The sequence below is a fragment of the Mycobacterium sp. E2733 genome, from assembly GCF_001667585.1.
Classification (GTDB): domain Bacteria; phylum Actinomycetota; class Actinomycetes; order Mycobacteriales; family Mycobacteriaceae; genus Mycobacterium.
On sequence record NZ_LZJZ01000012.1, the window covers coordinates 229,921 to 255,917 of the forward strand.

25 protein-coding genes and 1 tRNA gene are annotated in these 25,997 nt (G+C 64.8%); 10 read left to right on the forward strand and 16 right to left on the reverse strand.

The genetic code is table 11. From position 1 onward, the window contains the following. Positions 1-67: 67 nt before the first annotated feature. The 9 genes from prmC to argS form a co-directional block, all read right to left on the reverse strand. On the reverse strand, positions 68-916 hold the full coding sequence (prmC, locus tag A5678_RS01595) for a peptide chain release factor N(5)-glutamine methyltransferase (protein ID WP_068037368.1): 849 nt from the start codon (positions 914-916) through the stop codon (positions 68-70). Then, the gene (gene prfA, locus A5678_RS01600) at positions 913-1,986 is read right to left on the reverse strand and encodes a peptide chain release factor 1 (RefSeq protein WP_068037371.1); all 1,074 of its coding nucleotides are present in this window, start codon (positions 1,984-1,986) and stop codon (positions 913-915) included. The genes prmC and prfA overlap by 4 nt, the downstream gene beginning before the upstream one ends. A 100-nt stretch (positions 1,987-2,086) precedes the next feature. Further along, positions 2,087-2,323, reverse strand: coding sequence for a 50S ribosomal protein L31 (gene rpmE / locus A5678_RS01605; protein WP_068037558.1), 237 nt, complete (start codon positions 2,321-2,323; stop codon positions 2,087-2,089). Between the two features lie 191 nt (positions 2,324-2,514). After that, positions 2,515-4,347, reverse strand: coding sequence for a transcription termination factor Rho (rho, locus tag A5678_RS01610; protein WP_068037381.1), 1,833 nt, complete (start codon positions 4,345-4,347; stop codon positions 2,515-2,517). A 267-nt stretch (positions 4,348-4,614) separates the two neighbouring features. Then, on the reverse strand, positions 4,615-5,550 hold the full coding sequence (gene thrB, locus A5678_RS01615; protein ID WP_068037384.1) for a homoserine kinase: 936 nt from the start codon (positions 5,548-5,550) through the stop codon (positions 4,615-4,617). Between the two features lie 40 nt (positions 5,551-5,590). Next, on the reverse strand, positions 5,591-6,673 hold the full coding sequence (gene thrC, locus A5678_RS01620; RefSeq protein WP_068037387.1) for a threonine synthase: 1,083 nt from the start codon (positions 6,671-6,673) through the stop codon (positions 5,591-5,593). Further along, positions 6,670-7,995, reverse strand: coding sequence for a homoserine dehydrogenase (locus A5678_RS01625; RefSeq protein WP_068037389.1), 1,326 nt, complete (start codon positions 7,993-7,995; stop codon positions 6,670-6,672). Before A5678_RS01625 ends, thrC begins: the two co-directional genes overlap by 4 nt. Positions 7,996-7,998: 3 nt before the next feature. Then, on the reverse strand, positions 7,999-9,417 hold the full coding sequence (gene lysA, locus A5678_RS01630) for a diaminopimelate decarboxylase (RefSeq protein WP_068037392.1): 1,419 nt from the start codon (positions 9,415-9,417) through the stop codon (positions 7,999-8,001). Then, positions 9,414-11,066 (reverse strand): arginine--tRNA ligase, encoded by a 1,653-nt coding sequence (gene argS / locus A5678_RS01635; protein ID WP_068037397.1) that lies wholly within the window; start codon positions 11,064-11,066, stop codon positions 9,414-9,416. Before argS ends, lysA begins: the two co-directional genes overlap by 4 nt. Before the next feature lie 115 nt (positions 11,067-11,181). Here argS and A5678_RS01640 point away from each other — a divergent pair. From A5678_RS01640 to A5678_RS26255, 6 genes are all read left to right on the forward strand, one after another. Further along, positions 11,182-11,254: transfer RNA gene (locus tag A5678_RS01640), tRNA-Arg, on the forward strand. Between the two features lie 440 nt (positions 11,255-11,694). Continuing rightward, positions 11,695-12,081: a hypothetical protein gene (locus tag A5678_RS26925; RefSeq protein WP_156746715.1), complete on the forward strand. Its 387-nt coding sequence runs from the start codon at positions 11,695-11,697 to the stop codon at positions 12,079-12,081. Positions 12,082-12,142: 61 nt separating this feature from the next. After that, entirely contained in the window at positions 12,143-12,394 is a 252-nt protein-coding gene (locus tag A5678_RS01650) for a type II toxin-antitoxin system Phd/YefM family antitoxin (protein ID WP_068037406.1), read from the forward strand. Continuing rightward, positions 12,391-12,627: a type II toxin-antitoxin system RelE/ParE family toxin gene (locus tag A5678_RS01655; RefSeq protein ID WP_068037408.1), complete on the forward strand. Its 237-nt coding sequence runs from the start codon at positions 12,391-12,393 to the stop codon at positions 12,625-12,627. The genes A5678_RS01650 and A5678_RS01655 overlap by 4 nt, the downstream gene beginning before the upstream one ends. Then, complete coding sequence (locus A5678_RS01660; protein ID WP_156746716.1) at positions 12,624-14,087, forward strand: tetratricopeptide repeat protein; 1,464 nt, start codon at positions 12,624-12,626, stop codon at positions 14,085-14,087. The genes A5678_RS01655 and A5678_RS01660 overlap by 4 nt, the downstream gene beginning before the upstream one ends. A gap of 201 nt (positions 14,088-14,288) precedes the next feature. Next, the gene (locus tag A5678_RS26255; protein ID WP_231983546.1) at positions 14,289-15,377 is read left to right on the forward strand and encodes a LuxR C-terminal-related transcriptional regulator; all 1,089 of its coding nucleotides are present in this window, start codon (positions 14,289-14,291) and stop codon (positions 15,375-15,377) included. 969 nt (positions 15,378-16,346) lie between these two features. Here the strand turns inward: A5678_RS26255 and A5678_RS01670 are convergent. The 5 genes from A5678_RS01670 to A5678_RS01690 form a co-directional block, all read right to left on the reverse strand. Next, the gene (locus tag A5678_RS01670) at positions 16,347-17,744 is read right to left on the reverse strand and encodes a phage major capsid protein (protein ID WP_082945329.1); all 1,398 of its coding nucleotides are present in this window, start codon (positions 17,742-17,744) and stop codon (positions 16,347-16,349) included. Between the two features lie 316 nt (positions 17,745-18,060). Beyond that, positions 18,061-18,297 carry a hypothetical protein gene (locus A5678_RS01675; RefSeq protein WP_156746717.1) on the reverse strand — a complete coding sequence of 79 codons (237 nt, stop codon included), beginning with the start codon at positions 18,295-18,297 and terminating at the stop codon, positions 18,061-18,063. 344 nt (positions 18,298-18,641) lie between these two features. Beyond that, on the reverse strand, positions 18,642-19,241 hold the full coding sequence (locus A5678_RS01685; RefSeq protein ID WP_068037416.1) for a hypothetical protein: 600 nt from the start codon (positions 19,239-19,241) through the stop codon (positions 18,642-18,644). A gap of 138 nt (positions 19,242-19,379) precedes the next feature. After that, positions 19,380-19,607 (reverse strand): helix-turn-helix domain-containing protein, encoded by a 228-nt coding sequence (locus A5678_RS26260; protein ID WP_197502003.1) that lies wholly within the window; start codon positions 19,605-19,607, stop codon positions 19,380-19,382. 105 nt (positions 19,608-19,712) lie between these two features. Beyond that, positions 19,713-20,816: a tyrosine-type recombinase/integrase gene (locus A5678_RS01690; RefSeq protein WP_068037418.1), complete on the reverse strand. Its 1,104-nt coding sequence runs from the start codon at positions 20,814-20,816 to the stop codon at positions 19,713-19,715. A gap of 516 nt (positions 20,817-21,332) precedes the next feature. On the opposite strand from A5678_RS01690, the gene A5678_RS01695 reads away from it, so the two are divergent. The 3 genes from A5678_RS01695 to A5678_RS01710 all read left to right on the forward strand — a co-directional run bounded on the left by A5678_RS01695 (position 21,333) and on the right by A5678_RS01710 (position 23,985). Continuing rightward, a complete protein-coding gene (locus A5678_RS01695) occupies positions 21,333-21,722 on the forward strand; it encodes a hypothetical protein (RefSeq protein WP_068037420.1) in 390 nt (129 codons plus the stop codon). A 116-nt stretch (positions 21,723-21,838) separates the two neighbouring features. Then, on the forward strand, positions 21,839-22,519 hold the full coding sequence (locus A5678_RS01700) for a thioesterase II family protein (RefSeq protein ID WP_068037423.1): 681 nt from the start codon (positions 21,839-21,841) through the stop codon (positions 22,517-22,519). Positions 22,520-23,220: 701 nt separating this feature from the next. Beyond that, on the forward strand, positions 23,221-23,985 hold the full coding sequence (locus tag A5678_RS01710; protein ID WP_068037427.1) for a S9 family peptidase: 765 nt from the start codon (positions 23,221-23,223) through the stop codon (positions 23,983-23,985). Between the two features lie 38 nt (positions 23,986-24,023). On the opposite strand, the gene A5678_RS01715 is transcribed toward A5678_RS01710, so the two are convergent. After that, positions 24,024-24,524 carry a nitroreductase family deazaflavin-dependent oxidoreductase gene (locus A5678_RS01715; RefSeq protein WP_068037430.1) on the reverse strand — a complete coding sequence of 167 codons (501 nt, stop codon included), beginning with the start codon at positions 24,522-24,524 and terminating at the stop codon, positions 24,024-24,026. Positions 24,525-24,631: 107 nt separating this feature from the next. Here A5678_RS01715 and A5678_RS01720 point away from each other — a divergent pair, with 107 nt between their 5' ends. Next, a complete protein-coding gene (locus tag A5678_RS01720) occupies positions 24,632-25,318 on the forward strand; it encodes a glycoside hydrolase (RefSeq protein ID WP_068037432.1) in 687 nt (228 codons plus the stop codon). 23 nt (positions 25,319-25,341) lie between these two features. On the opposite strand, the gene A5678_RS01725 is transcribed toward A5678_RS01720, so the two are convergent. Then, positions 25,342-25,791 (reverse strand): hypothetical protein, encoded by a 450-nt coding sequence (locus A5678_RS01725; protein ID WP_068037561.1) that lies wholly within the window; start codon positions 25,789-25,791, stop codon positions 25,342-25,344. Positions 25,792-25,997 lie beyond the last annotated feature (206 nt).

The following is a 25,997-nucleotide window of genomic DNA, read 5'->3' on the forward strand; positions in this document are numbered from 1 at the left end:
CCGCTCTCCCCCGCACGCGGGAGGTGCCCCCACCTCATCGCTGCGCTCTGCATCGTCACGATGCCAGTCATCCGCGCCGCTCGTTTCTGCGGGCGGTGACGAACCTCGGCCGGCCGGCCAGGTCGTAGTGGGCCGTGACCTCATCGAAACAATCTGTCTCACAGACCAATTCGATGGTCTGCGCGGAAGTGGTGTCGTCGTGTTCGACCGCGAACATGCCGCCCGGGCGAAGCCAGCGTCCGGCCAGGCGGACGATAGGGGCGATCACCGCCATCCCGTCCGGCCCGCCGAACACCGCGTGGTGTGGGTCGTGTTGGGCGACTTCGGGTTCCACTGCCGCGGCATCGGGAACATAGGGCGGATTGGCCACCACCAAGTCGACACCGCCGTCGAGTTCGGACGGCAGGCCGGGGCCCGTGACGTCGGCCTGCAGCAATTCGACCGGGGTCCCCGCCGCGTTGCGGAGCGCGTACTCGAGGGCCGTTTCGGAGTCATCGATGCCGATGATGCGCGCCACGGGGTGGTGCTTTGCCAGTGCCACCGCCAATGCGCCTGAACCGGTGCACAGATCGACAACGACGGGCCGCTCGGGGAGGCGCTGTTCGGTCGCCCACGCCAACAGGGCTTCGGTTTCGGGGCGCGGGATAAAGACGCCGGGCCCGACGTGCAGCATCAGGGGTCCGAACGCGGCCGCGCCGGTGAGATGCTGCAGGGGCACCCGCCGGGAGCGCGCGGCGACGACGTCGCGGTAACGGCCGAGGAAGTCGTCGCCGGGCGACTCGAGCAAGGCCAGTCGACCGCGCTCGGTGCCCGTCAAGTGCGCGGCCAGCTCCTCGGCATCCCAGCGGGCGGAGTCGATCCCCGCTTCGGCGAGCGTCGCCGTAGCGGAATCGATCGCGCGCCGCAAGACACTCATGCCTGTTGCAACCGGGACTGTTTGTCGGCGGCGCTCAACGCGTCGAACATCGCGTCCAGGTCGCCATCGAGTACTTGATCGAGATTGTGTGCCTTGTAACCGATTCGGTGGTCGGTGATCCGGTTCTCCGGGAAGTTGTAGGTGCGAATGCGTTCGCTGCGGTCGACGGTCCGGATCTGGCTGGCCCGGTCGGCCGACGCGTTGGCCAGGGCCTGTTCTTCGGCCAAAGCCTGCAGGCGAGCGGCCAGCACCTGCAGCGCACGTGTCTTGTTCTGCAGCTGCGAGCGTTCGTTCTGGCACGTGACCACGATGCCGGTCGGCAGGTGCGTGATCCGCACCGCGGAGTCGGTGGTGTTTACTCCCTGCCCGCCCTTGCCGGACGAGCGGTACACGTCGATGCGCAGATCCGACTCGTCGATCTGCACCTCGCCCACTTCCTCGGGTTCGGGATAAACCAGTACGCCCGCCGCCGAAGTGTGTACGCGGCCTTGGGATTCCGTCACCGGGACGCGCTGCACCCGGTGCACCCCGCCCTCGAACTTCATCCGGGACCACACCCCGTCGGCCGAGTCGCCCTTGCTGGCGATACTGAGCGTCGCGTCCTTGTAGCCACCGAGGTCCGACGTGGTTTCGTCCAGTACGGTCACATTCCAGCCGTGCCGCTCGGCATAGCGGATGTACATTCTGGCGAGATCCGCCGCGAACAACGCCGATTCCTCGCCGCCCTCGCCGGATTTGACCTCGAGCACGATGTCGTCGGCGTCGTGCGGGTCGCGCGGGGCCAGCATGTCGGTCAGTTGGGTGTCCAATTCGGTGACCCGGGATTCGAGTTCGGTCACCTCATCGGCGAACGACTCGTCGTCGGCGGCCAACTCGCGCGCCGTCTCCAGGTCGCCGCGCGCCGACTCCAACTTGCGATACGTGGCAACGATCGGCGCCAATCGGGCGAAGCGACGGCCGGCTTTGCGCGCCTCGGCGGGATTGCTGTGCAGGTCGGGATCCGCCAGCCGTTGCTCGAGCTCGGCGTGTTCGGCCAGCAGCACGTCAATCGTCTGCACCGGCTGCGTCACCTGTCACCTCCTGCCCGTTTCGCCCCGCGGTTGCCATTGCCGTAAACGCAAACCGACGCCCGGCCTGTGCTCTCGCACAGTTCGGGCGTCGGCAACGCAGCTATTTGTCGGTGCTGTCCGCCGCGGCACCTTTGCGCTTGCCGTAACGCTTCTCGAAGCGGGCCACCCGGCCTCCGCTGTCAAGAATCTTCTGCTTGCCGGTGTAGAAGGGATGGCACTGCGAGCACACCTCGACGACAATGTTGCCGCCGGGCTTGGTGCTGCGGGTCTGGAAGGTGTTCCCACAGCCGCAGTGCACGGTGGTCTCCCCGTAGGCGGGGTGAATGTCAGATTTCATGCTGTCCTCTTCGATCTTGTCGAGCACCGATTATGCCAGGTCAACCGCTATCCCCCCAAAACAACGGGGTGCCCGGCGGCATTCCCAGCGCTTGGGTTGTCGCGAAACATAAACCACGGCGGGGTCTGCCGGCGTGTCCTATGCGTGGTTTATGTGCCGTGACCGACCAGCCGGGCGCGGCTAGTCGTCGGCTAGTCGTTGTCCATCGATCCCGGTGTGGTCTTGGAGACCTGCACCAGGAACTCATAGTTGTTCTTCGTCTTGCGCAGCTGGGACATCAGCAGGTCGATGGCCTGATGAGAGTCCAGACCCGACAGCACGCGGCGCAACTTGTGCACGATCGCGAACTCGTCCGGCGACAGCAGCAGCTCGTCCTTGCGGGTACCCGAGGGGTTCACGTCGACCGCGGGGAAGACCCGCCGTTCCGAGATCTTGCGGTCCAGCTTGAGTTCGGCATTACCGGTGCCCTTGAACTCCTCGAAGATGACGGTGTCGCCGGTGGATCCGGTCTCGACCATCGCGGTGGCGATGATCGTCAGCGACCCGCCTTCCTCGATGTTTCGTGCGGCACCCAGGAAGCGCTTCGGCGGGTACAGCGCGGTGGAGTCGACACCACCGGACAGGATCCGGCCCGACGCGGGCGACGCGTTGTTGTAGGCGCGGCCCAGGCGGGTGATCGAGTCGAGCAGCACGACGACATCTTTGCCCTGCTCGACGAGCCGCTTGGCGCGCTCGATGGCCAATTCGGCGACGGAGGTGTGGTCCGACGGCGGCCGGTCGAAGGTCGACGCGATGACCTCACCCTTGACCGAACGCGTCATGTCGGTGACCTCCTCAGGCCGCTCGTCGACGAGCACGACCATGAGGTGGCATTCCGGGTTGTTCCTGGTGATCGCGTTGGCGATGTCCTGCAGGATGGTCGTCTTACCGGCCTTCGGCGGCGACACGATCAGGGCGCGCTGGCCCTTACCGATCGGCATGATCAGGTCGATGACCCGGGTGGTGAGCCGATCGGGGGTGGTTTCCAGGCGAAGCCGCTGGTTCGGGTAGAGCGGCGTCAGCTTGGAAAAATCGGGCCGCTTTTTCGCGTCCTCGACCGGACCGCCGTTGACACTGTCCAGGCGCACCAGCGGGTTGAACTTCTGGCGCTGGTTGGGCTGTTCGCCGTCCTTCGGCACGCGAACCGCGCCGGTCACCGCGTCGCCGCGGCGCAGGCCGTTCTTGCGCACCATGTTCATGGACACGTAGACGTCGTGCGGACCGGCCAGGTAGCCGGAGGTGCGCACGAACGCGTAATTGTCGAGAACGTCAAGGATTCCGGCGACCGGCTGCACGACGTCGTCTTCACGAAGTTCGGTGTCGCCGCCCTCGCCGGACCGCTCACCGCGCCGCCTGCGATCGCGGAAGCGGCGACCACGCCTGCCTCCGCGGCCCTCGCCGTCGTCGTCCTGCTGGTTCGAGCCGCCGCGAGACTGCTGGCCGCCAGAGCCCTGCTGATCACCGCCCTGCTCGCTGCCGGAGTCTTGGCCGCGCTCGTCGCTCTGGTTGTCGCGCTTGCCGCCCTGGCGGGTGTGGGCCTCGCCGGTCGCATTGCCCTCGCGGCTGCGTGAGCGCTCGTCTTCGGCTTCGTCGCCGGTGCGGGCCGATCCCGCCTCGCGGGAGGCGCTGCGCCGTTCGCGGCGGGGCGCCTCGGTTGTCGAACCGTTCGGGTGGTCCTCGCCGGCGGGTGCTTCAGCACTGGCGGCTTCCGACGTCGCGCCGTCCTCGGAGGTGGCAGGGGCGGAAGTCCCGTTGGACTGTCCCCGGATTTCCTTGATGGCGGCGATGAGTTCGTTCTTGCGCATGCCCGACGTCCCCTTGACGCCGACCTCGTTAGCCAGCGCGCGCAGTTCGGGAAGCACCATGGTCGACAGAGAGCCAACCGAGGCTTTGGTTTTGACATCGGGTGTGTCTGGGGTCACAGCGCTCGGCACCTCATTGCTCTCGGTGCTCGCGTCAGCCGTGAATAGGTCCGTATCAGTCACGGATTTCCTTTCTTCCCCCGCTGATCACGTCATCCGGGGGGTTCGTTGCATTCAGCCAAATCGCCGAGTGCGCCCAAATATCGACTCTGCAACGGTGATCGCCTTAATCGGCGGAGTAAGCGGCGAACCTCGTCCACGAGAAGAATTGGTGTTGTCCTAGCGGCAAGGCAGTATGTATGCAGATGCAGATGCTGCGATTGCTGGACGGGTCCGAGGATAGCCCGCATCCTGCCTGGAAGCAAGCAAACCCTCCGGCCACGCTGTGAATCAACCGGGGACTGTGACTCCCGGGCTCCAGCGAACTCCTTCGCCGGCGGTCATCTCAGTGAGGGCAAATCCGTTCGCGGTCCCGTACTCCACCACTTCCGCGGGCAACTCCGGCGCTGTGCTCAGCGCAATCAGTGCCGGACCGGCCCCCGAAAGTGTCGCTGCGACGTTATGACGCCGCAACAGTCGCAAATATTCCGCGGAGGCCGGCATCGCCGGAGCACGCTGCGGTTGGTGGAGCACATCCTCGGTGGCCGGCATGAGCATGTCCGGGCGTTCGCTCAGCGCCACCACCAGCAGGGCGGCGCGGCTGACGTTGAATCGGGCGTCCTCGTGGCTCACCTGGGCGGGCAGTAGCACCCGGGTCTCCGCGGTCAACGAGCGCTCTTGGGGTATTGCGCAGAACAGACGGATGTCGGGGTGAAGGCGCACGGACACCGCCGAATACCGGGGACGATCACCGGAGCGATCAATCCAGGAAACCACCGCACCACCCAGCACGGCCGCCGCGGCGTTGTCGGGGTGACCCTCGAACTCCGAGGACAGCTGAATCAGCCGGTCATGACCGAGTGGTTTTGAATCCGTCTGCGTCACAAGGCCGTTGGCGGCAGCCAGGCCGCCGACCACGGCGGCCGCGGACGAGCCGAGGCCGCGGGAGTGCGGAATGGCGTTGCGGCAGCGAACCACCAGGCCCCCGGCGCCGGCGCCCATGGCCCGCAGCCCGCATTCCACGGCGCGCACGACCAGGTGTTCGGGGCCCCGCGGCACCTGTTCGGAGCTCTCCCCTTCCACCAGCACCACCAGACCGGATTCCGTTGTCTCCACGACGATCTCGTCGCTCAGACCCAACGCCAGGCCGATGCTGTCGAAACCCGGACCGAGGTTGGCGCTGGACGCCGACACCACGGCGCTCGCCACCAGCCCGGCGGGCAGCATCGGGGTCACGGACAGGCTTTCAGTTCTGCTGCGATCGCCACTAGGCCAGTCCCAGCTTCTCGACCACGAGCACCGGGTCAACGGGCAGCGGGGAGACGGTCGGCATATCCCTCAGCGCCGTGTCGGGATCTTTGAGACCGTTGCCGGTCACCGTGCACACCACCGTGGATCCGCGCGCCACCCAACCGTCGTCGACAGCCTTGAGCAGACCCGCGATGCTGGCCGCCGACGCGGGCTCGACGAAGACGCCCTCACTTTCGGCCACCAGGTGGTACGCGGCCAGGATCTCCTCATCAGTGGCGGCCAAGAAGCGCCCGTTGGACTGCTGCTGCGCGTTGACCGCGGCCGCCCACGAGGCGGGCGCACCGATGCGGATCGCGGTCGCGATCGTCTCGGGGTTGTTGACCGGGGCGCCGTGCACCAGCGGTGCCGCGCCGGCCGCCTGGGTGCCCAGCATGCGGGGGAGCTTGTCGATAACGCCGTCCTGGTGATACTCGGTGTAGCCCTTCCAGTACGCGGTGATGTTGCCCGCGTTGCCCACCGGGAGGGCGTGCACGTCCGGTGCGGTGCCCAGCGCGTCGACGATCTCGAACGCCGCCGTCTTCTGGCCCTCGATGCGGACCGGGTTGACGGAGTTGACCAACGCGATCGTCGGGAAATCGGCGGCCATTTTGCGGGCCAGTTCCAGGCAGTCGTCGAAGTTGCCGTCGATCTGGATGATCTTGGCGCCGTGCATGACCGCCTGCGCCAACTTGCCCATCGCGATCTTGCCCTGCGGGATGAGCACGGCGCAGGTGATGCCGGCGCGCGCGGCGTATGCCGCCGCGGAAGCCGAGGTATTGCCGGTCGATGCGCACAAGACGGCCTGCTGGCCGCGCGCCAGTGCGTCGGTGACCGCCATGGTCATGCCCCGGTCCTTGAACGAACCGGTTGGGTTGAGGCCCTCGACCTTGAGGTGGACCGTGCAACCGCTCTTCTCCGAGAGGCGCGTGGCCGCGATCAGCGGGGTGCCACCCTCGAGCAGGGTGACCGGGGTCCAGTCGTCGCCCACCGGCAGCCGGTCACGGTACGCCGCGATCAGTCCCGGCCACGGTTGGTGCACGGCGGTATGCGGGACGCTCATGAGCCGGTCTCTTCCAGTCGCAGCACGCTGGTGACGCCCTGCACGACATCCAAATCCGCCAGCGCATGGACGGTTTCGGAGAGGGCGGCGTCGGTGGCGCTGTGGGTGACCACCACGACACGGGCTCCCACCCGTCGCCCGCCTTCGTCGGACACGCCCTCCTGCCGGACCTCGGCGATGCTCACCTCTCGCTTGGCGAATTCGGCCGCCACGGTGGACAACACACCAGGCTTGTCGGCGACGTTCATGCTGACGTAGTAGCGGGTATTGATGAAACCCATTGGCGCGATGGGAAGTTGGGCGTACTTGGATTCTTTCGGCCCGCGACTGCCCAGCACCCGGTTGCGGGCGGCCATCACCAGGTCACCGGTGACCGCGGATGCGGTGGGCGCGCCACCGGCGCCCTGGCCGTAGAACATCAGCCGGCCCGCCGCCTTGGCCTCGACCACGACGGCGTTGAACGCCCCGTTGACCGTGGCCAACGGGTGCGACAGCGGCACCAGCGCCGGATAGACGCGGGCCGAGACCCGTTCCTGCCCATCGTCGCCCGTGATGCGCTCGCAGATGGACAACAGCTTGATGGTGCAACCCAAAGACCGCGCGGAGGCGAAGTCGGCCGGAGTGACCTTGGTGATGCCCTCGCGATAGACGTCGTCGGCGGTCACCCGGGTGTGAAAGGCGATCGATGCCAGGATCGCGGCCTTGGCCGCGGCGTCGTAGCCTTCGACGTCGGCCGTGGGATCGGCCTCGGCGTAGCCCAGTGCGCTCGCCTCGGCCAGGGCGGTCTCGTAGTCGGCACCGGTGCTGTCCATCGCGGACAGGATGTAGTTGGTGGTGCCGTTGACGATGCCGGCGACCCGCAGCACGGTGTCGCCCGCCAGCGACTGAGTGAGCGGGCGGATAACCGGGATCGCGCCCGCGACCGCCGCCTCGAAATACAGGTCGACGTGGGCGTTTTCGGCGGCCTGCGCCAATTCCCCGGTGGAGGTGGCCAACAGCGCCTTGTTCGCCGTGACGACGGATTTGCCGTGCTCGAGCGCGCGCAGGATAGCCTTGCGGGCCGGTTCGACCGGCCCCATCAACTCCAAGACGATGTCGACGTCTTCGCGGGACACGAGTTCCTCGACGTTGTCGGTGAGCAACTCGATCGGGACGCCGCGGTCCGCGGCGACCCGCCGCACTCCGACGCCGCGCAACACCAAGGGCGCGCCGACGCGAGCCGCGAGGTCGTCGGCGCTGTCCTCGATGATCCGGACGACTTCGCTTCCGACGTTGCCGAACCCGAGTACCGCTACGCCGACGGGCTTCTCGTCACGGGGCACAGTTCACCTCACTTCCAGACTCAGTAGATCGTCAACCGTCTCGCGGCGCAGGATCAGGCGGGACCGCCCCGCACGAACCGCCACCACCGCCGGCCTGCAGATCAGGTTGTAGCGGCTCGACAGCGAATAGCAGTACGCGCCGGTCGCGGCGACCCCCAGCAGATCACCGGGGTGCAGGTCGTCGGGCACCCAGACGTCGCGCACGACGATGTCACCGGTTTCGCAGTGTTTTCCGACGATCCGCGCAAGCGTTGCCGGTGCGTCGCTGGCCCGCGAGACGAGCCGGGCGTCGTACTGCGCGTCATACAGCGCGGTGCGGATGTTGTCGCTCATGCCGCCGTCGACGCTGACATAACGGCGCTCGGCCGTGCTGCTCACGTCGACGTCTTTGACGGTGCCCACCTCATACAGCGTGATGGTGCCCGGCCCGGCGATGGCACGCCCAGGCTCCACCACCAGCCTCGGGGTGGGCAGCCCGACGGCCGCCGATTCGTTGCCGACGATTGCCGTCAGCTTGGCCGCCAGTTCTGCCACCGGAGGCGGGTCGTCGGTTCCCAGGTATGAAATCCCCAGCCCCCCACCGAGGTCCACGGTCGAGACCTGCCCCGTCTTGTCGACGCCGAATTCGTCGACGATTTGGTGGAGCAGCCCGATGACACGGTGCGCGGCGACCTCGAAGCCGTCGACGTCGAAGATCTGTGAGCCGATGTGGCTGTGCAGCCCCACCAGTCGCAGGTGATCGGTGGCGAATACCCGGCGCACCGCGGCCATCGCCGCGCCGCTGGCCACCGACAGCCCGAACTTCTGGTCTTCGTGTGCGGTGGAGATGAACTCGTGCGTGTGCGCCTCGACGCCCACCGTGAGGCGGACGTAGACATCCTGGACGACGCCGGCCTCCCCCGCGATGGCATCGAGGCGCTCGATTTCGGTCATCGAGTCCAGGACGACGTGCGCGACCCCAACCTTGACCGCCGAGGTCAGTTCCGCAACGGACTTGTTGTTGCCGTGGAAGGTGATCCGCTCCGGCGGGAAGTTCGCGTGCAGCGCGACCGCGAGCTCGCCACCGGTGGACACGTCGAGCGAGAGGCCTTCCTCATCGATCCAGCGCGCAATCTCGGTGCACAGGAAAGCCTTTGCCGCGTAGCACACGTTGCGCCCGCCACCGAACGCCGTCGCCAGCTCGCGGCACCGGGAACGGAAGTCGTCCTCGTCAATGACGAACAGCGGGGTGCCGTACTCCCGGGCGAGCTGGGTCACCGGGATTCCGGCGAGGCTGGCCACACCCGCGTCGTCGCGAACGATGTTGCGCGGCCACACGTTCGAGGCAAGGCGCAGCAGCTCGTCGGGAGATTGCGGTCGCGGCGGGCTATTCGGGTGCCGGGTCTCCTCGGCATGCCGGGGACCGGCGGGGTGCACGTTCACATTCGCTCCGGAGCGGTGACGCCGAGGATCGTCAGCCCATTGGCGATGACCTGCCGGGTGGCCTCACACAGCGCCAGGCGCGCGGTATGCAGGTCGGTTGGCTGTTCGTCGCCCTGGGGCAGAACCCGGCACGAGTCGTAGAACCGGTGGTAGTCGCCGGCCAGGTCTTCCAGGTAACGGCACACCCGATGCGGTTCCCGCAGGGACGCAGCCATTTTCAGTACACGGGGGAATTCCCCGATGCTGCGCAGCAGGGTCCCCTCTTTGTCGTGGCTGAGCAGCTCGAGGTGGCCGGTGTCGGGGACCAAACCCAGTTCGGCCGCGTTGCGCGCCAGCGCCGACAGGCGGGCATGCGCGTATTGCACGTAGTAGACCGGGTTTTCATTCGAGGCCGATGACCAAAGTGCCAAGTCGATGTCGATGGGGGTGTCGACCGAGGAACGGATCAGGCTGTAGCGCGCCGCGTCGACGCCGATCGCCTCGACCAGGTCATCGAGCGTGATCACGGTTCCGGCGCGCTTGCTCATCCGGACCGGCGCACCGTCACGGACCAGGTTCACCATCTGCCCGATAAGTACCTCGACGGTCGCCGGGTCGTCACCGAACGCGGCGGCCACGGCCTTGAGCCGGGCGATGTATCCGTGGTGGTCGGCGCCGAGCATGTAGATGCACAAGTCGAAGCCGCGCTGCCGCTTGTCCAGGTAGTAGGCGATGTCACCGGCGATGTAGGCCGGCTTGCCGTCGCTCTTGATCACGACGCGGTCCTTGTCGTCACCAAAAGCGCTGGTGCGCAACCAGCTTGCGCCGTCTTTTTCGTAGATGTTGCCGGTCTCGCGCAACCGGGCGATGGCCTGGTCGACGCGGCCGCTGGTGTGCATCGAGTCTTCGTGGGTGTAGACGTCGAAGTCGGTCCCGAACTCGTGCAACGACTCTTTGATGTGGGCGAACATCAGGTCGACGCCGATTGCCCGGAACGTCTCGCGCATGTCGGCGTCCGGCTGGCTCAGCGCGTCGGGCGCCTTCTGCAGCACCTGCGCGGCGATGTCGTTGATGTAGGCGCCGGCATAGCCGTCCTCGGGGGTTGGTTCGCCCTTGGCGGCGGCGATCAGCGAGCTGGCGAAGCGGTCGATCTGCGCGCCGTGGTCGTTGAAGTAGTACTCCCGCAGGACGTCGGCGCCCTGGGTGGCCAGCAACCGGCCCAGCGCGTCGCCGACGGCGGCCCAGCGGGTGCCGCCGATGTGGATGGGTCCGGTGGGGTTGGCCGAGACGAACTCGAGGTTGATCTTGTGGCCGGCCAGCGCATCGGACTGGCCGAAGGCGTCGCCGGCCCCAATGACGGCGTTGACGATCTTGGCCTGCGCCGATGCCTCGAGGCGCAGGTTGATGAAGCCGGGTCCGGCCACTTCCGCCGAGGCGACACCGTCGGCCTGTGCCAGCGCCTCGGCCAGCCATCCGGCCAGTTCACGGGGGTTGGCGCCGACCTTCTTGCCCAGCTGGAGCGCCAGGTTGCTGGCATAGTCGCCGTGCTCTGGATTGCGGGGGCGCTCCACGGTGACCGTCGCCGGCAATGCGGCAGCATCCAGCCCGCGCTCGGCCAGCACCGCGGACGCGGTGGTTTTGAGCAGCTCAGCGAGGTCAGCGGGGGTCACGAGCGTCCATCCTATTGGCTGCGGTGCCCGCGCCCCGAATCCATTGCGGTGGCAAAGCGGCTACCGTCATGCGCTAGTCTGGCGGGGCCCAATGGCGCAACACCGAAGTCGTAGCGCCCCCGTAGCTCAGGGGATAGAGCGTCTGCCTCCGGAGCAGAAGGCCGCAGGTTCGAATCCTGCCGGGGGCACTGCTTGACCAGTGCAAACACAAAACCGTGCAGATGCGTGAAATAACGGGCACCTAACAGCTGGTCCACCGCTCTGCTGTCCAGGGCAATGCCCGCCCACCCCAAAAGCAGACGTCAGCCGTGGTCGTAGTGGCCGGAGTCGCGGTATTCGCGGCGTTAACCGCACCATGAACATCGCTCCACCTTGAATGTGGCGTCTGGATCGTCGGGTATCTCGCCTACCTCGACAAGGTGCCAGTTGTGGACGTGGTGGTTACCCATGTGCCGATCTTTCCACGACAGCGTCTTCATACGTCGCGTTCCACACAGATGCCCAGTTCTCCACATATATATCACTTCTGTTGCGTGCCTTGGCGTTTCGCTGTCACCGACATACTGTCGACCGCTATGACCACCACATACGAGTTCCCGCCAACCCCGCCGACCGCGAGGCGGCTGCCTTGGACCTGATCGTCCAGCTGCCCGCCAAGCTGCTGGACACCCACGCCTTCACCGAGGTCCTGCAGGACTTGTGCGGGCCGCTGCACGCCGAGGGTGCGTTGGCCGGACTGTGCTGGGATGACGCCCGCCAGGTCGCCGCAGCGGTGGCCCTGGGCGCCTGCGACCACGATGACCTCGCCCTGGGCAACCCACAACCGGGCACGTACCGTGCTCGCCGGCAGCGACCGCAGCAATATCTGGCACGATCCGTGACTGCGCGGCCTGGGCACTCATCACCGCCGCAAGCGTGGTGGCGCTGCTATGAGTCGAAATTGTTCGTTCTGTCCGCCCTGTTCACCGGCTTTCAGGCAGTTCGAGCCGCGTTACAACTTCGCAAACGTACGTGATTTCGTACACTTTGGGAGGAAATAACTTGAAAAACGTACGGAGATGCGTACAGTTCTTGACATGAACGCGAACGAGCTCCGTACTGCCGAGTCCGCTTCGATTGCCCTCACCGAGGTGCGGGACAACATCAAGGCCATCATCGACGAAGTTGTGACTACAGCCACGGAGTACACCATTACCCGCCACGGCAAGCCCGTCGCAGTCATCCTCTCCTATGAGGAGTACGAGTCGCTGGTCGAGACACTCAACATCCTGAGCGACGACGAGGCGATGGATGCGATCGAGGAAGCTGAGGCGGAGCTCAACGGATGACCCGTCGAACAAGGCGCGCGACTAAAGATCTGGAGCAACTTCCGGATGTTTTGCTCGCGAAGGCCGAGGCGCTGATCGAGCGGTTACAGACCGAACCCGCGCTCGGCAAGAAGTTGAAGGGCAGGCTTGAGGGAAAGCGTTCTCTTCGGCTGGGGCGAACCCACCGAATCATCTACTGCGTCGACCCGCTGGTTGTGCTCACGATCGTCCCGCGGAAGGACGCGTATAGATGAGTGGTCGGGAACAGGAAATCAGGAAGGAGCAACTTCTATATCGTGCACTAGCGGACTTCAGTGATGCTTGCGACGTCCCAGAACTGACCCCGTCGTGCCCCTTCTATCAACTGCAGCCGGACGGTTCGCCCATCTGCGGCGAGGAATGCAAAGACATTCTCAGCGACGATTTGTCCCATGCGGTAGAACCGGACACGTTAACTCTTGGTAGTGACCTTGCGGCTATGCAGGGGCCTAGGCGCCCTCGTCCGCGCCGCATTCCAGCTACCGGACGAGTCGCCTTCGATGCGCGACAGTTCTACCTGACGGACCGCGATCGTGACGTCAACTCGTGGGGTATGACCTCGTTGATCAAGGGTTTGCAGTTTCAGCTGGCTTGGATGTCGGTTGATCCGAATGATCCGCCGCGCATGGAACGCTTCAATGAAATCTGTGATGAGCTAAGAATTCGCGGTATCGACCCGGTCGCCGTCACCCGTCAAGGCCTGTTCAGGCACATCACGACCTCAGTTTTGTGGCACATACACAACGTGCTTGCCAAAGGGTCGGATGAACTCGGTTGGATAAACTTAATCCGTGCTGTGGCACCGGATTTCGACGAGAGCGCTTCCGATGCGGAGGATGGCCTTGAACGAGCCGTGGACACAATCAGACCCCATCTAACGGCTTGGGTTCTGTTCGCTGATATCGAAGACCTGATAGAACACCGGCTGACGATGCCCGTCGATGAGCTTGAACGGTTGTACGCAGAGGGCCTTCCCCCAAGGGATTTCGACGCTGTTTGGCTCGTCGAACGCTTCACCGCGACATATCTCGATGACTGGAGCCGGCGTTCACTGCAGCGGGAGTGGAGATATATCCACTCCCAATGCGCTTCGCCATGCCCTCCAGCGAACATGCGTGAGCGCTCCGTGGACGTCAAAGCGCTGGCCATGCTGCTCGCGGAGGTGGGCGCGCGCCACGTTGAGGGACACGACGCGGACATCGACGATGACTCCGGCGGAGATGGGCCGGCAGGCCTGTTACACGTGGGCCAGTTCTTGCCGCTGGCGGTTGAAGCTCTTGAGCGCGGGGATCGCGCGGAGGCGGTGTCAATCTTCAAGATGCTGTACGAAATTCGGCCAGATGACCGAGAGGTCACCAACAACCTTGGCTTCTGCATTCTCCCAGAACAGCCGGAAGAGGCGGCTGGCTACCTGGCAACAGCCATCGAGACGACGAGTTCGAAGCCGCTTTTGGCCATGGCCTATCTGAACCTGTCTCTCGCGCGCTACATTTTGGGAGACATCTCAGGAGCGCGGGAAGCGCTCGATTCGGCGCGGGAAAACCCGACAGATGGTCTCTTCTGTTGGATGTGGGATCTTGCTGGGATCGCCAACGGCGAATGGCATCTGGTGTACTTCAACGATGGTCTGAGCGAATACTCAGACGCCCTTCAAGAACTGCTGGATGCCTGCTAGTTCCGCCTGATTCTGGTGTTGGAACCAAATGCACAACTACACAGCATGCGGTTTGAAATGCTGTCTGGCATGCAAGATGCCCCCCAGTCCGGGCGATCCCAGCGGGGCCGTCCGCCGCCGCGCGTTTCTCCGGCGGTCCGCGCGTCGGTGCGGGAAGAGCGCCGGCAGGCTGTCTTGGCGCTCCGATCGAGTGGATTGACCATGCACACGATCGCGCAACAGCTCGGGGTCAGTGTCGAGACAGTTCGGTCCACGCTGGCCGTCACGGGCGATCCACGCCCGCTGCGCAAACGCCGACCTACACCGCCGTGCATCGTCGAGGGCTGCGAGCGCCCGCGCGGAAGCAAAACCGGCTACTGCCGTGGCCATGCGCGCCAACTGCGGGATAACGGCACAGTGACACCTTTCCACTCGCGACTGAAGCAACAGCAGGAGGCCCGTCGGGAGCGCGAGCAAGCGGTTTTCACACTGCGGGCGACCGGGCTCACCATGCAAGCGATCGCCGCCCAACTCGGTATCAGCCAGACCACTGTTCACAGGGCGCTCTGCGTCACGGGCGACCCGTGTCCGCAAGTCTTCACGGGGCCGAAGCGGTGCAACATCGACGGCTGCGAGCGGCCATCAAACTACGGCACCGACGGCTACTGCTCAACGCACGAAAAACGGAAACAAAGAGGATTGCCGCTCGTCCCTGAATTGCTGCGCGCACCAAAGGGCCAGAACACGCCCTGCATCGTCAAAGGCTGCACCCGTCCGCGTGGAAACAAACATGGCTACTGCAATGGCCATGCGCGGCAACTGAGGGACACCGGCGCGGTCATGCCTTCGTTCCAGCCCCGAATGAAGCAGCCAGAGTTATGTAGCTTCGACGGCTGCACCGGTAAAGCAAAATCGAAGGGATACTGCGAAGCCCACCTTCGGCAGCTACGGGTACATGGCCACATGGTTCCCATCCGAACCATCTTTGATGAATGCACCTATACCGGGGCGCACCATCGGTGCAGGGCGCTGTGGGGCCGCGTCCAGCAATACCCATGCATCTGGTGTTGCGACCCCGCTGAGGAATGGGCGTACGACGGCACGGATCAGTCTGAACTGTATGACACTCGGCATGATTGGCAGTTGAGAAGCATCGTGCCCTATTCGCGGTTTCCTGAGTTCTATATGCCGATGTGTAAGCGATGCCACAAGAAGTTCGACATCGAGCGACTTCAGACAGAGCTCCAACAGTTCCGGGAGTGGCGTAAGAGCGAAAGGCAATTGCTCGGAGACGACGAGCCGCCGTTCTGAATGCGGGAGCGACCGACCAGAGCCCTTCCGGTTGCAGCGAAGCATGCCAGCAATGGGCCACTAAGTGCCCACCGCCCGCATTCGGTTTTAGGACCAGTCAAACCCGAATCCGTTGCTGCACAACGTGCTTCCGCAGGACACCGCCTGACCAGCGGAAGCCCCCGCTGAAAAGCGACTTCCGCAGCGAAAAGATCATTTCCGGGACACCGCGTTAACGTCGAGGCAATAATATGCGGCGTGAACGTACTGGCCGCCCTCGCGCTTTCCGCAGCATTCTTCGCCCCGACGGCTCCTGCGCCGCCGCTCTCGCCGTCAACCTGCCAGCCAGTGAGCAACGGCGGCAATTGCTATCGGCCCGGCCAATTTTGCCGTAACAGAGACCACGGCGTAACCGGCGTGACCGCTGACGGCGAAAAGATCGTTTGCACTAACAATGATGGTTGGCGCTGGGAACCGGCCACCTAAATCTGGCGGGGAAATTCGGTTTGCGCCGATCCCGTTGCCGCTTTCCAGCGTGAAACCGAACGCCTTCGGTTTTCACGCTGTCCCCGAAACCCGCCGCCACAAACAGCTGACCAGCGTAAACACGCGAAAATCCCTGCTAAAAGCGACTTTCGCGGGGCACAAATTCTTCGGTGAAAAGCTGAGGGGGGGCTACCCACACAGGGGCGGGCGTGGTTTGCCTCCCGGTCCTCGTCCTGTTTGACCGCCCCCCTGGGGTCTGCGTTCGAGTTAGGGTCCCATGACCGGGGAAGCCAGCGACTGGCCACACCATGCGCCCGATCACGGGAGTCTCAGGGGTTCCGTGGGCGGGCAGCGGTGCCCTGGTGTCGACGCCCGAGTGCTGTTTGTCCCGTCGGCAACACATCCGTCACCCGCCCACGGAAGTGGGAGTTCCGTGGAACGGGGCAGGCTCCGGTGCACACCGAGGGCACCCCACCACAAATCCCCGTCCCACGGAAGTCGTTGCTAAAGCGCCAGCATCCGGAACGCTGCGGTGTTGATGCAGTCCGAACCCAAACGCGACCAGGCCCACAGCCCGCGTTGGCCGGTAGGCCGGTGGTTGGGACCGAACACCACGGGAACCAGTTCCACGCTGGTGCCGATGCGCTGGGAGATAACGAACTGGTCCCAGGCGCCGTAGATTATCGCGTGGCTGCCGGCGGCCAGGCTGCCGTCCATGTTGGAGGCCTCACCCACCGGACGACCCAGCAGCGAGCGCGGGTCGTTCTGGATGGACGGGAACCGGATCGCGCCGTTGGGGGTCTCCAACGCGGCGATGGCGTTGATGGCGGCCAGGTTGCCCAGCCACTTGGCGTTGGCCTGCCACCTAGGGCCGAGGCTATTTTGAAGAGCCCAGATGTCGCTGGCTGAAATCGTTGCCTCCGTGCCCGCGTTGACCACGCTGGACGAGCCAGTCAGCTTGGTGACGATGCCGGTGGGACCGCCCACACCGCCGCCGTTGGTCCAGTTCTCGTTGAGCAGCTGCAGCTGGCTGTCCGAAATCAGCTGGCCCAGATGGGAAACCAGGTCCGTGGCGTCCATCGCCACTTCCACGGAGAACGGCACCCATGTGGATGCCTTGTAGTTGACGACCTGCGGCTCCGCCAGAGCGGGGCTCGCGTCCGATGCCTCCGCACCCTCAGCCAGGAACTCCGACACGATCCCGTTGGAGTTGATGCCATGCCAGATGTCGGAAACCGAGCGCACCACCCGCGCCCACTGCAACAGCGGGTTGATGGAACCGGCGTTGACCAGGTTGATGTTGAAATCCACCTCGAACGGCACCAGGAACCCGCCAGCGGAGTCCGTTAACGACATGGCGCGCTGCTCCTGCTTCAAACACGAAACCCGCTCGAATGCCACGCGTTCCGGGCCGGTGAATTCCAGGCCCGCGCGGGCTTCGCCGTGCGCCAATAGCTTCCGGAATGCCGCCTTGTATTCCGGGCTGCCGCTGTCGGTCACCCAGCGCTGCATCCAGCTGCGCTCCAAGTCGTTGCCGCCGTCCACCAGGCGCTCCACGGCCTCGGCGGCGCGCTCATCCAGGCCACCAGTCTTGACCGATCGCTCCAAGGTCCGCATGGCGCTGCCCCGCTGCGAGGTGCCGCCCATGGTGGGCGTGTAAGGCTCGATGGAGCCGCGCTCCACCCGCAGCTGGCCACCCGCTCCGCGCGCTGCCCCGGCAATGGCATCACGGCGGTCCAGGGTTTCCACGTGGCGGGTCAACGAGTCGAACTCGGTGCCAATCTCGTCCAACTCCGCGCCCTCGGCCTTCGAGATGCGGTGCTTTGCGGCGAGGGCTTCCATCCGCTCGTGGATTTCGTGCATACGGGCCACCGCCGCGTCCCGCGTAAGCGATTGAGTCATTGTCTCGTTCCTCTGGTCAAGGGCTGTTTAAGGTTTCAGTGGTGGCCGCGTTTAGGGGCCACGCGGCCCCGCCGTCGCAGCCAAGTAAGCGGCGACGGAGCCACGCGGCAATTGCATGCTGCTTCCACGCGAAATGAGGTTGTCCGCTATCCGCGCAGTGGCCTACGCGGGCAAACCGAAATGCGAACTGTGCGTTGCCTTGCCAGCGGATCCCAGGCCTGCCCGGTCCGGTGGCGGCGCAACCCTTGCGGGTCGGGCCTGCGTGTGTACGTCGCAGCACCCAACATAGACCAGGCCACCGACAAAGCGCCAGAGGTCATTTCGGCGGTGTACGTGAAAGTCGCGAATCCACCCAGTCGTCGCGGTCCCCGAATATGGTTATCCCCAACGGATCCTGATGCTGCAGCTGGTCCAGAGCGGCCTGCTCGGTGTCCAGGCCACGTTCCAACAGGCCGCGCTCACACTCGTCGTCGGACAGGGTGTGAGCTGTTGCGGCCTCCCCGGCGATTTCGCGGGTTTCACTCACAATGCGTCGGCGTTCTTCAGCGTTCATGTTGGGGGTCCTTTCGGGTCGGGGTCACCAAGTGGCGTATACGCGCAGCGCGCGGTGGGTGCGATCGAAGTGTCGATGGCATGGCCGACACATCGGCTGATACCTGTCCGGGTCCAGGCTGTTGCGGCGCGGCGCGCCGTTGACGGTGGCCACGAGTTCGTCCGGATCGCTATTGTCGTACGCCCATTCAGCTGCAGGGCGTCCGCAATCACCCATGCAGGGGTACGACGTCGCGCGGCCCCTGGCAGCCAGCAGCCGCATATGGGCGGCGCGGTAGCCCACCACACGAGGTTGGTCGGGGTCGGCGTCCCAGGCTCGGAACACATCGGAGCTTGCGCTCATCGCTAGTTGTATTCGTCGAATGGGCTCGAGCCTTGGCCACGCCAGCGCGGCCACTCCGCGCCGGCAGCTACCGGTAGTTCGCCGACGCGGGTGGTTGGTTTCTTGTCCAGGCCCGTCCCGTCCCTTTCGGTTGGCGATTCGCTTTTGCTTTCGGTTAGCGAACGGGTTTCTGACACATCGGAACCGATGCGGACAGAAACCGATTCGCTTCTGCGTTCGGTTAGCGATTCGGTTAGCGAATGGATTTTTGTTGAACGCTTCCGGGGTCGACGCTCGCGCGGTGGACCCTTGGGACGTCCGCCCCTTTGCCCGTTCTTCTGGTTGGCGTCCTGCTGGGCCAGGACAGCATCGCGGGTCCGCTGATACACCGCGTGATGCACGATCACGTAGGCGTCGCCGATGTCTCGCCACCAGCCGCACGCCACCAGTTCATCGGCAGCGTCGGGCCGCTTCGCCCACCGTCGTATGTCGCTCTTGGGCAGCCGACAGTCCAGGAGCTTCCGATTCGACCACACCAGCCCTTCGCTATGGAGCCGGTAGGCAGCGTCGGAAAGCTCCCAACAGTCATCGGAGAAGTCGTCGGAGAGTTTCGTCCAGGTCATGGCTGCCCACCCAGCACTTCGGTGTGGTCGTTGTCGATCAGGCCGAGATCATCGAGTGCGTCCCGGTCTTCCTGGATGACATGCGGGTGGCTCATCGAAGTTGAGAGGAGGCAACGCTGTGGCCCGCGTTGCGCGCTCTCAACTCGTTTTCCGGGCCGCATGGTGCGGTCCTTCGGGCGTCAGTAGCTTTAACAGGTCTTCGCGCCGGATGCGAATGCAGCGCGGCCCAAAGCGCACGGCAGGCAAGGTACCGTCCTGGACGCGACGGTAAATGGTTTTCACGTCCACGCCGCCGAATTCGGCAGCCTGTTTGGGACCCAGCATCGGGGGCAAAAGCCCCTCTGTGGTTGTTTGGTTGGTCTTCATGGTCGCTGAGTACACATCAGCCTTCCGCGCCATGGTGGGACACCATCCGCGCCCTGGCGTGTCTCCTGGGGAGCTCAGGGTAAACGCGCTACACGCGCGTATTTGTTACGCGCCAGCAAGTTTGGACAGACGCTCCGCGATCTCGGCGTCTCTGCCTTCAGCGACATGCTGGTAGCGCAGCGCCATCTGCGGGGTGGTATGACCCAGCCGGTGCATTAATTCCGCTGTGGTTGCACCGGATTGGGCTGCCAGGACGGCACCGACGTGGCGTAGGTCATGGACGCGCAGGGTGGGCTTGCCGATCTTAGCGCGGGCCTTCTCCCAATGGGTGCGGTAGCGGTCGGCGCGAAGATGGGTTCCGTCGTCGTCAGGAAACAGCAGCGAGTCAGCCGCACGGCCCACGTAATTCTTCAAGTGCGCCTTAATGATTGGGCGAATATGGGGTGGTACTGCTACGTCGCGAACTCCGGCTGCGGTCTTGGGTTCACCCAGGGAGAACTTACCGTCGCGGTAGGTGACCGCCCGCCGAACATGCAGGACGCTGCAGCCGGCGCTTACGTCCGCGCGGCGTAGCTCGCTGGTTTCGCCCCACCGAAGCCCGCACCAGGCGGGCAGGATGACGCTGCAGCGCAGCTGTGCGGGCATTTCGGTGGCCAGCTGATCTACCTGGGCTGGGGTGAGGATGTCGATGTTCCTGCGGCGCTTGGTCTGCATGGCGGACCGGATGCGGCAAGGGTTGGCGTCAATTACTTCGTCCTGGACGGCGGTGGCGCAGATCGCGTGTAGCAGCGCGTAGGCGTGGGCGTTTTGGGTGGGGTGGTCCTCCCCCAGTGCGGTGTGCCATTGGCGGATCGCTGCCGGTGTCAGCGTCACCATGACCGCATCACCCAGGGTGGGCAGGATCAGCCGCTCCAACATGGACTCATACAGCGCGGCGGTACGCGGGCGCAGTGTTCGTTGCTCCATCCACCGCTTCGCGTATGCGCGTAGCGTGATGCCGTCGCTGCGTTCGACCGCGCCCCACGTGCCCACGTCGATCTTGCGGCGCTCCACGGCCAGCCACGACTCCGCGGCCACGTCGGAGGCAAACGTGTGGGGGGCCTTGTGCAGCTTGCTGTCGGGGCCGATGTAGGCGGCTTGCCAGCGCCCGGACGGTAGGTGGCGCAGGCGTCCGAAGCGGCGGCGTTTGCGGCGGGTCTTACGTGGCATCCTGGGAACCTTCCGTGCAACCAACGTGACAATAAGACTGTACTTCTGTGTCCCACAATGTCTATTACTGCCGGTTGGCGGAGGCACCAAAATGCCAGCTCAAGCCGCTAAAATTCCGGGTCAGCCAACTCAGCCACGTCGTAGGGGCTAACAGGTTCGAATCCTGCCGGGGGCACCGCGTCTATCAGGCAAAACCGTCTATAAAGATCAATGCCCTGCGTGTCTGCGCAGTTGGTATATCCCTGCGTGTAGTGGCCGGGGCCGTGGCCGGGGCCGCTGCGTCGGTCAGTACACGCTTTCGCCGTTGTGCGTGGTCGCCCGGACGTTGCAACGCCGCCGATAGTGACGGGCGCGAAGGGTGAGCCCGTGCGGGGCGCTGGTAGGGGTCGGCGACAGTCGCGGGGTTGCCGGTGCAAGAAATTCTTCGGAAAAGCTGTCTCTGCTAGCGGGTTCGAACGCTCCTACCTGTGAGCGCGGGCCATCCGGGTCCCGCCCTACGAAGGTACGGAGCACAGCATGAACACCAACCACAGCCTCGACGTGATCGCACCTGTGGCGTCAAGAACGAGGGCCACCGGGCGCCCTGCGCTGGTCGAACATCTGCGCCGGTTGCACGCGAACACCGCACTCTTCCTGTGCCTGGCCCGAGAAGCCGGCATCGACACCGTCGACAGCGCGGGCGCCCCGATGATCTGGTGCATCGTCGGCAGCTCGAGCAAGGCGCTGGAACTGTCCGACGCTCTGATGCGGCGCGGCATCAATGCCGACTTGATCGTTTTTCCCGTTGTGCCGGAGGACAAAGCGGGTTTGCGATTCTTTGTAACCAGCTGCCACTCATCCGAACAGATCCGGTTCATGGTCACGGCGCTGGCCGAGGAGCTGGAGCTTCTGAACGCAGCCGGCTAGGCCCGGCTTGGTAAGCGCGCCGCCGATGCATGCGGCCACAAGATTCCCCAAGCATGACCCAGGGGCTTGCCAAACGTCGATTTCGGTGAGCCGCGACGAGAAAGGCGACTGACGCCGTGAAGTTGTTCTGCTTTCACCATGCCGGGAGCGGCGGGCTGGCATTCAACGCCTGGGATAAGGCGCTGAGGCCGGCCGTCGAGGTGATCCCAGTCGAGGTCGCCAACCGGCAGCGCTTCACCACGCTAAGGCAACTCGTCGACTCGGTGAACCATCAGCTGCTGGCCACCCTTGACCAACCGCATATGTTTTTCGGCCACAGTTTCGGCGCCCTGCTCGCATACCGATTGGCGTGCCTGCGCGCGGCGCAAGGCGCTCCGCTGCCAAGGGCGGTATTCCTGTCCGCGTACGCCCCACCGCACCTTCCGCCGCCACTCCATGTCATAGATCTACTCGACGACCACCAGCTCGCGACTCTCCTGTCCGACTTGGGCGGGCTGCCTTCGCAACTAACGCGATGGCCCACTTTGCACGAGCGAGCCGTCACTGCCACTCGACACGACTTGCGGCTGTGTATGACAGACGAGGAAGACGACACAGCGGAACTGTCCTGCCCGATTCATGTCTTCGGTGGCAGCGAGGACCCGCTTGTGAGTGAATCCGACTTGTACGAATGGCGTTCGCGGACAACGGCGGACTTCTCTGTGCAGATGCTTCGAGGCGGCCACTTCTATCTTCGTGATCGGCAGCCGCTGTTTAAGACCCTGCGTCCGCTGATGTCGACGATCGCGGCAGCATAGCAACGCGGCGAACAACGCCAACTCGCGCAACGCTTGGGCGAACCCGACGACTATCCGACGCGCGCACCCGGCATTATGCTTCTGACCTGCGTATATGTCGCTCAATCCCGCAGTTATCGTTCCTGCCGGCTTCGAGCGCACTTGCACTAGACCAGGCGTATCGCCTCGCGCAGGGTTGGCTCGACAAATTCAGTCAGGTACGGAGCGTGCGAGTGGTCCCACCGCTGCCACGGTCTTTGTGCAGACGGGTGATAGAACGCGCAGACAAGCGTCCGCACTTCTCCCAAGTAGCCTTCATACAGGTATGGGTAATCGGCAAATTTGCGAACGTCGGTTAGAAAAGTGTTAGTCCACCCCGCCGCCTTCTCACCCTGAAGGATCAGAATTGTGGGTTGGAGGATCTTGAGCGTCGCCAGAAAGTGCTCGCGACAAGTGTCTAGCGCGTAACAGCTACGCACAGCACTACCCAAGCTCGCCAGAAGCTACTCTCTGGCCGAATCGGTGTTCGATTCTGTTGGTTCGTCCGCTACAACAACCAGTTGGTATCAAATGGTGCGTTCGATTCGGGTTTAACCCTAAAAATGCCAATGGTTTTCGCGTACCTACGCTAATCAGTGCGCAATCGGCGTTTCACGATGCCGCAATTTCGCGGCTGCCGGGGCCCCTTACGAGCGTCGTCCGGGGCAGGTTAGATCTCCAGCATGGGCGAACGTGTCACGTTCCAGGGTTCCACGGGCGCGACTCTGGCCGGGGTCATTGAGGTGCCGGAGGGGGCGGTGCGCGGCTGGGGCGTGTTCGCGCACGGCTTCACGCTCGGTAAGGACTCGCCGGCCGCGGCGAGAATCTGCAAGCAACTGGCCTCCGACGGCATCGGCATGCTGCGCTTCGACGCACTGGGTCTCGGTGGCTCGGAGGGCGACTGGGGGGACGGGTCGTTCACGGTCAAGGTCGACGACATCGCCAAGGCATGCGAATTCATGACGGACCGCGGAACCCCGGCCGAGATCCTGATCGGGCACTCGTGGGGCGGCGCGGCGGTGCTCGCCGCGGCCCGACAGTGCCAGGGTGTGCAGTCGGTCGTCACCGTTGCCGCACCCGTCGACCCGAGCCACGTCGAGAAGCATTACGACGCAGTCGTCGACCGTTGCTTAGCAGAGGGCAGCGCCGAGTGGATGGTCGGTGGACGCACGCTGACCCTCAAACGGGCATTCGTCGAGGACGTCCGCGCAGCCCATCTGCGCGACAAGATCAAGGGCTTGCGCCTGCCGCTGTTGATTCTGCACTCGCCCACCGATAACACGGTCGGCATCGCGAACGCGAGCGAGATCTTCCGCTTGGCCCGTCACCCTCGGAGTTTCGTTTCACTCGAGGGTTCGGATCACTTCCTGACCGCTCGGGGCCAAGCTCATCGCGCCGGGCGAATCATCGGCGCCTGGGCCGACGCATACCTCGGCGATAGGGTTTGACCCCAGATCGCCTGTCCGACAGGAGAACTGGGCTTATGTCAACTCCGCGCCAGGACGAACGCCTCGATGTGGCGCTTGCCCGCCCGCACTTCGTACTTCCGCCAGCCGGGGTACAGCTCAAGGCCCTTCGCCCAGATCTCGTCGCGCTCGCCCGGCGTGGCGAGCCGTGCGTTCGCATGCCAGGTGTCGCGGCCGATCGTGACGGTAGCCTCCGGGTGCGCCTTGAGGTTGTGGTACCAGGCCGGATGCTTGGCGCCGCCGAAGTTCGACGCGATTAAAGCCAAGCCATCCGGATGCGGGATTCCGTACACGGCGACCGTGCGGTGCTCACCGGATTTGGCGCCGGTGGTGGTGAGCATCACGACAGGGATGCCGGTCGCGAGGCCGGCGAAGCTGCTCCTGCCGCCCGTGACCTTGGTGATGAGTCGGTCGAGGTGGTGCGCCGTTGGGCGAAGAAGCGCCACACCGATTGGCGTGGACGCGAAACGACGCATGGTCCGGTGGAACGCATTGGCATCGCCGAAGGATTGGCCGGGCATGGTGTCATTGTGACCCGACCTCGGGCGGCATAGGGCCTATTCGCCCGAGCTAAATATCCGGATGAAAACCCGCCACAGACGTCGCTTACGGCACTAAGCTGCTGGTCGTGGGCAAGAACGTGTTAGCCAACGGCCGGGGCCGCTGGCTGGCAATCGCAGCCTCGTTCGCGCTTGCGGCCGGCATGGTCTACGCCCAAGACACAAAGCCGCGATGCTGCGCGCCGAACGCGGTGGCGGCAGCCCCCACCACCGCGGCCGCCGCGTCGGTCAACACCGCCGCCCCGCCCAACACCCCGCACACCGCCAGCCCCGCGGAAGTGGAGATGTTGGCCGCCAGCGCGCCTGCCGCCGCCCAGCAATTCCAGGTGGCGTTGCCCCGCGGCCTCGCGTCGGAGGACAGGCTGCAGGTCAAGACCATCTGGGCCGAGCGTGCCATCAGCGTGCTGTTTCCGCAGATCAAGACCATCTTTGGGTACCGGGAAGACCCCCTACCCTGGCACCCCAACGGGCTGGCGATCGACGTGATGATCCCGAACCACAACAGCCCCGAGGGCATCGACCTCGGCAACCAGATCGCCGGGTACGCCCTGGCCAATGCGAAGCGGTGGGGAATCAACCACGTGATCTGGCGGCAGAAGATCTACCCTGGCGTCGGCGGGGGCAGTTGGACCGCCGACCTTGGCTCGGAAACCCTCAACCACTACGACCACGTGCATATCGCCACCAACGGTGGCGGGTACCCGACCGGGCACGAGGTCTACTACATCGCCTCGATGGCGCCCGCTCCGCAATGACTGCTGTTGGGTGACAGCGAGCTTCACTCCGACCCGGCGGGAAACGCCGCCACGGGCATTTCGACGGTTCCCCGGCACGGGCCGCCGTTGATGTCGGTATGCCAGGCGCCGCGCAACGATCCGTCCTCCTGCGGCGTGTAGAAGGCCCACGACCGTGCGGGCGCCCACACCTTGGGGACGCCTTCGCCCATGTAGCAATCCCATTGGAAGTCGAAGTGCTCAAACCAGCGGGTGCCGTCCCAGGTGTAGTGAGACGGCCGGGGCAGCGTCGGGTTCTCGGGCGGGGGGCCGTTGGTCGCGGTGGCCACGCACTTGCCTGACGAGCAGGCAGTGACGAACACGTAGTCGGCGCTGAACGTCGGCTCGGACTGACTGGCCGCGGCGCTGGTGCCGGACTTGCCCGCGGCATACCTCACCAGCGAATACTTCCCGTTCCACGACGGGGTCGCCGCGTGCACCGAAGCCGCGGTCATCGCGATCACTGCGGCCGCGATGGCACCGAGCGGCACAGCCCCGCCGAACCGCCATCCCGGAGACATCAGATCCATGGTGGGGGCTCAACGGCGCACCCCGTGCGCCGCCAAGGATTCTTTGAGAAGCCGTTAAGGCCCCGTGCTGATTCTGTGATCGACGCACCCGCGTTCACCCAGAAATCCACCTCAGCACAAGGAGAACCCGA

Excerpts from the sequence above, each read along its gene's own strand:
- prmC (WP_068037368.1), bottom strand. The coding sequence starts at position 916 with ATGAGTGTCTTGCGGCGCGCGATCGATTCCGCTACGGCGACGCTCGCC.
- rpmE (WP_068037558.1), bottom strand. The coding sequence starts at position 2,323 with ATGAAATCTGACATTCACCCCGCCTACGGGGAGACCACCGTGCACTGC.
- thrB (WP_068037384.1), bottom strand. The coding sequence starts at position 5,550 with ATGCTGCCCGCCGGGCTGGTGGCGAGCGCCGTGGTGTCGGCGTCCAGC.
- thrC (WP_068037387.1), bottom strand. The coding sequence starts at position 6,673 with ATGAGCGTCCCGCATACCGCCGTGCACCAACCGTGGCCGGGACTGATC.
- A5678_RS01650 (WP_068037406.1), top strand. The coding sequence starts at position 12,143 with ATGAACGCGAACGAGCTCCGTACTGCCGAGTCCGCTTCGATTGCCCTC.
- A5678_RS01655 (WP_068037408.1), top strand. The coding sequence starts at position 12,391 with ATGACCCGTCGAACAAGGCGCGCGACTAAAGATCTGGAGCAACTTCCG.
- A5678_RS01660 (WP_156746716.1), top strand. The coding sequence starts at position 12,624 with ATGAGTGGTCGGGAACAGGAAATCAGGAAGGAGCAACTTCTATATCGT.
- A5678_RS26255 (WP_231983546.1), top strand. The coding sequence starts at position 14,289 with ATGCACACGATCGCGCAACAGCTCGGGGTCAGTGTCGAGACAGTTCGG.
- A5678_RS01670 (WP_082945329.1), bottom strand. The coding sequence starts at position 17,744 with ATGACTCAATCGCTTACGCGGGACGCGGCGGTGGCCCGTATGCACGAA.
- A5678_RS01675 (WP_156746717.1), bottom strand. The coding sequence starts at position 18,297 with ATGAACGCTGAAGAACGCCGACGCATTGTGAGTGAAACCCGCGAAATC.
- A5678_RS01685 (WP_068037416.1), bottom strand. The coding sequence starts at position 19,241 with ATGACCTGGACGAAACTCTCCGACGACTTCTCCGATGACTGTTGGGAG.
- A5678_RS26260 (WP_197502003.1), bottom strand. The coding sequence starts at position 19,607 with ATGAAGACCAACCAAACAACCACAGAGGGGCTTTTGCCCCCGATGCTG.
- A5678_RS01690 (WP_068037418.1), bottom strand. The coding sequence starts at position 20,816 with ATGCCACGTAAGACCCGCCGCAAACGCCGCCGCTTCGGACGCCTGCGC.
- A5678_RS01695 (WP_068037420.1), top strand. The coding sequence starts at position 21,333 with ATGAACACCAACCACAGCCTCGACGTGATCGCACCTGTGGCGTCAAGA.
- A5678_RS01710 (WP_068037427.1), top strand. The coding sequence starts at position 23,221 with ATGGGCGAACGTGTCACGTTCCAGGGTTCCACGGGCGCGACTCTGGCC.
- A5678_RS01715 (WP_068037430.1), bottom strand. The coding sequence starts at position 24,524 with ATGCCCGGCCAATCCTTCGGCGATGCCAATGCGTTCCACCGGACCATG.
- A5678_RS01725 (WP_068037561.1), bottom strand. The coding sequence starts at position 25,791 with ATGACCGCGGCTTCGGTGCACGCGGCGACCCCGTCGTGGAACGGGAAG.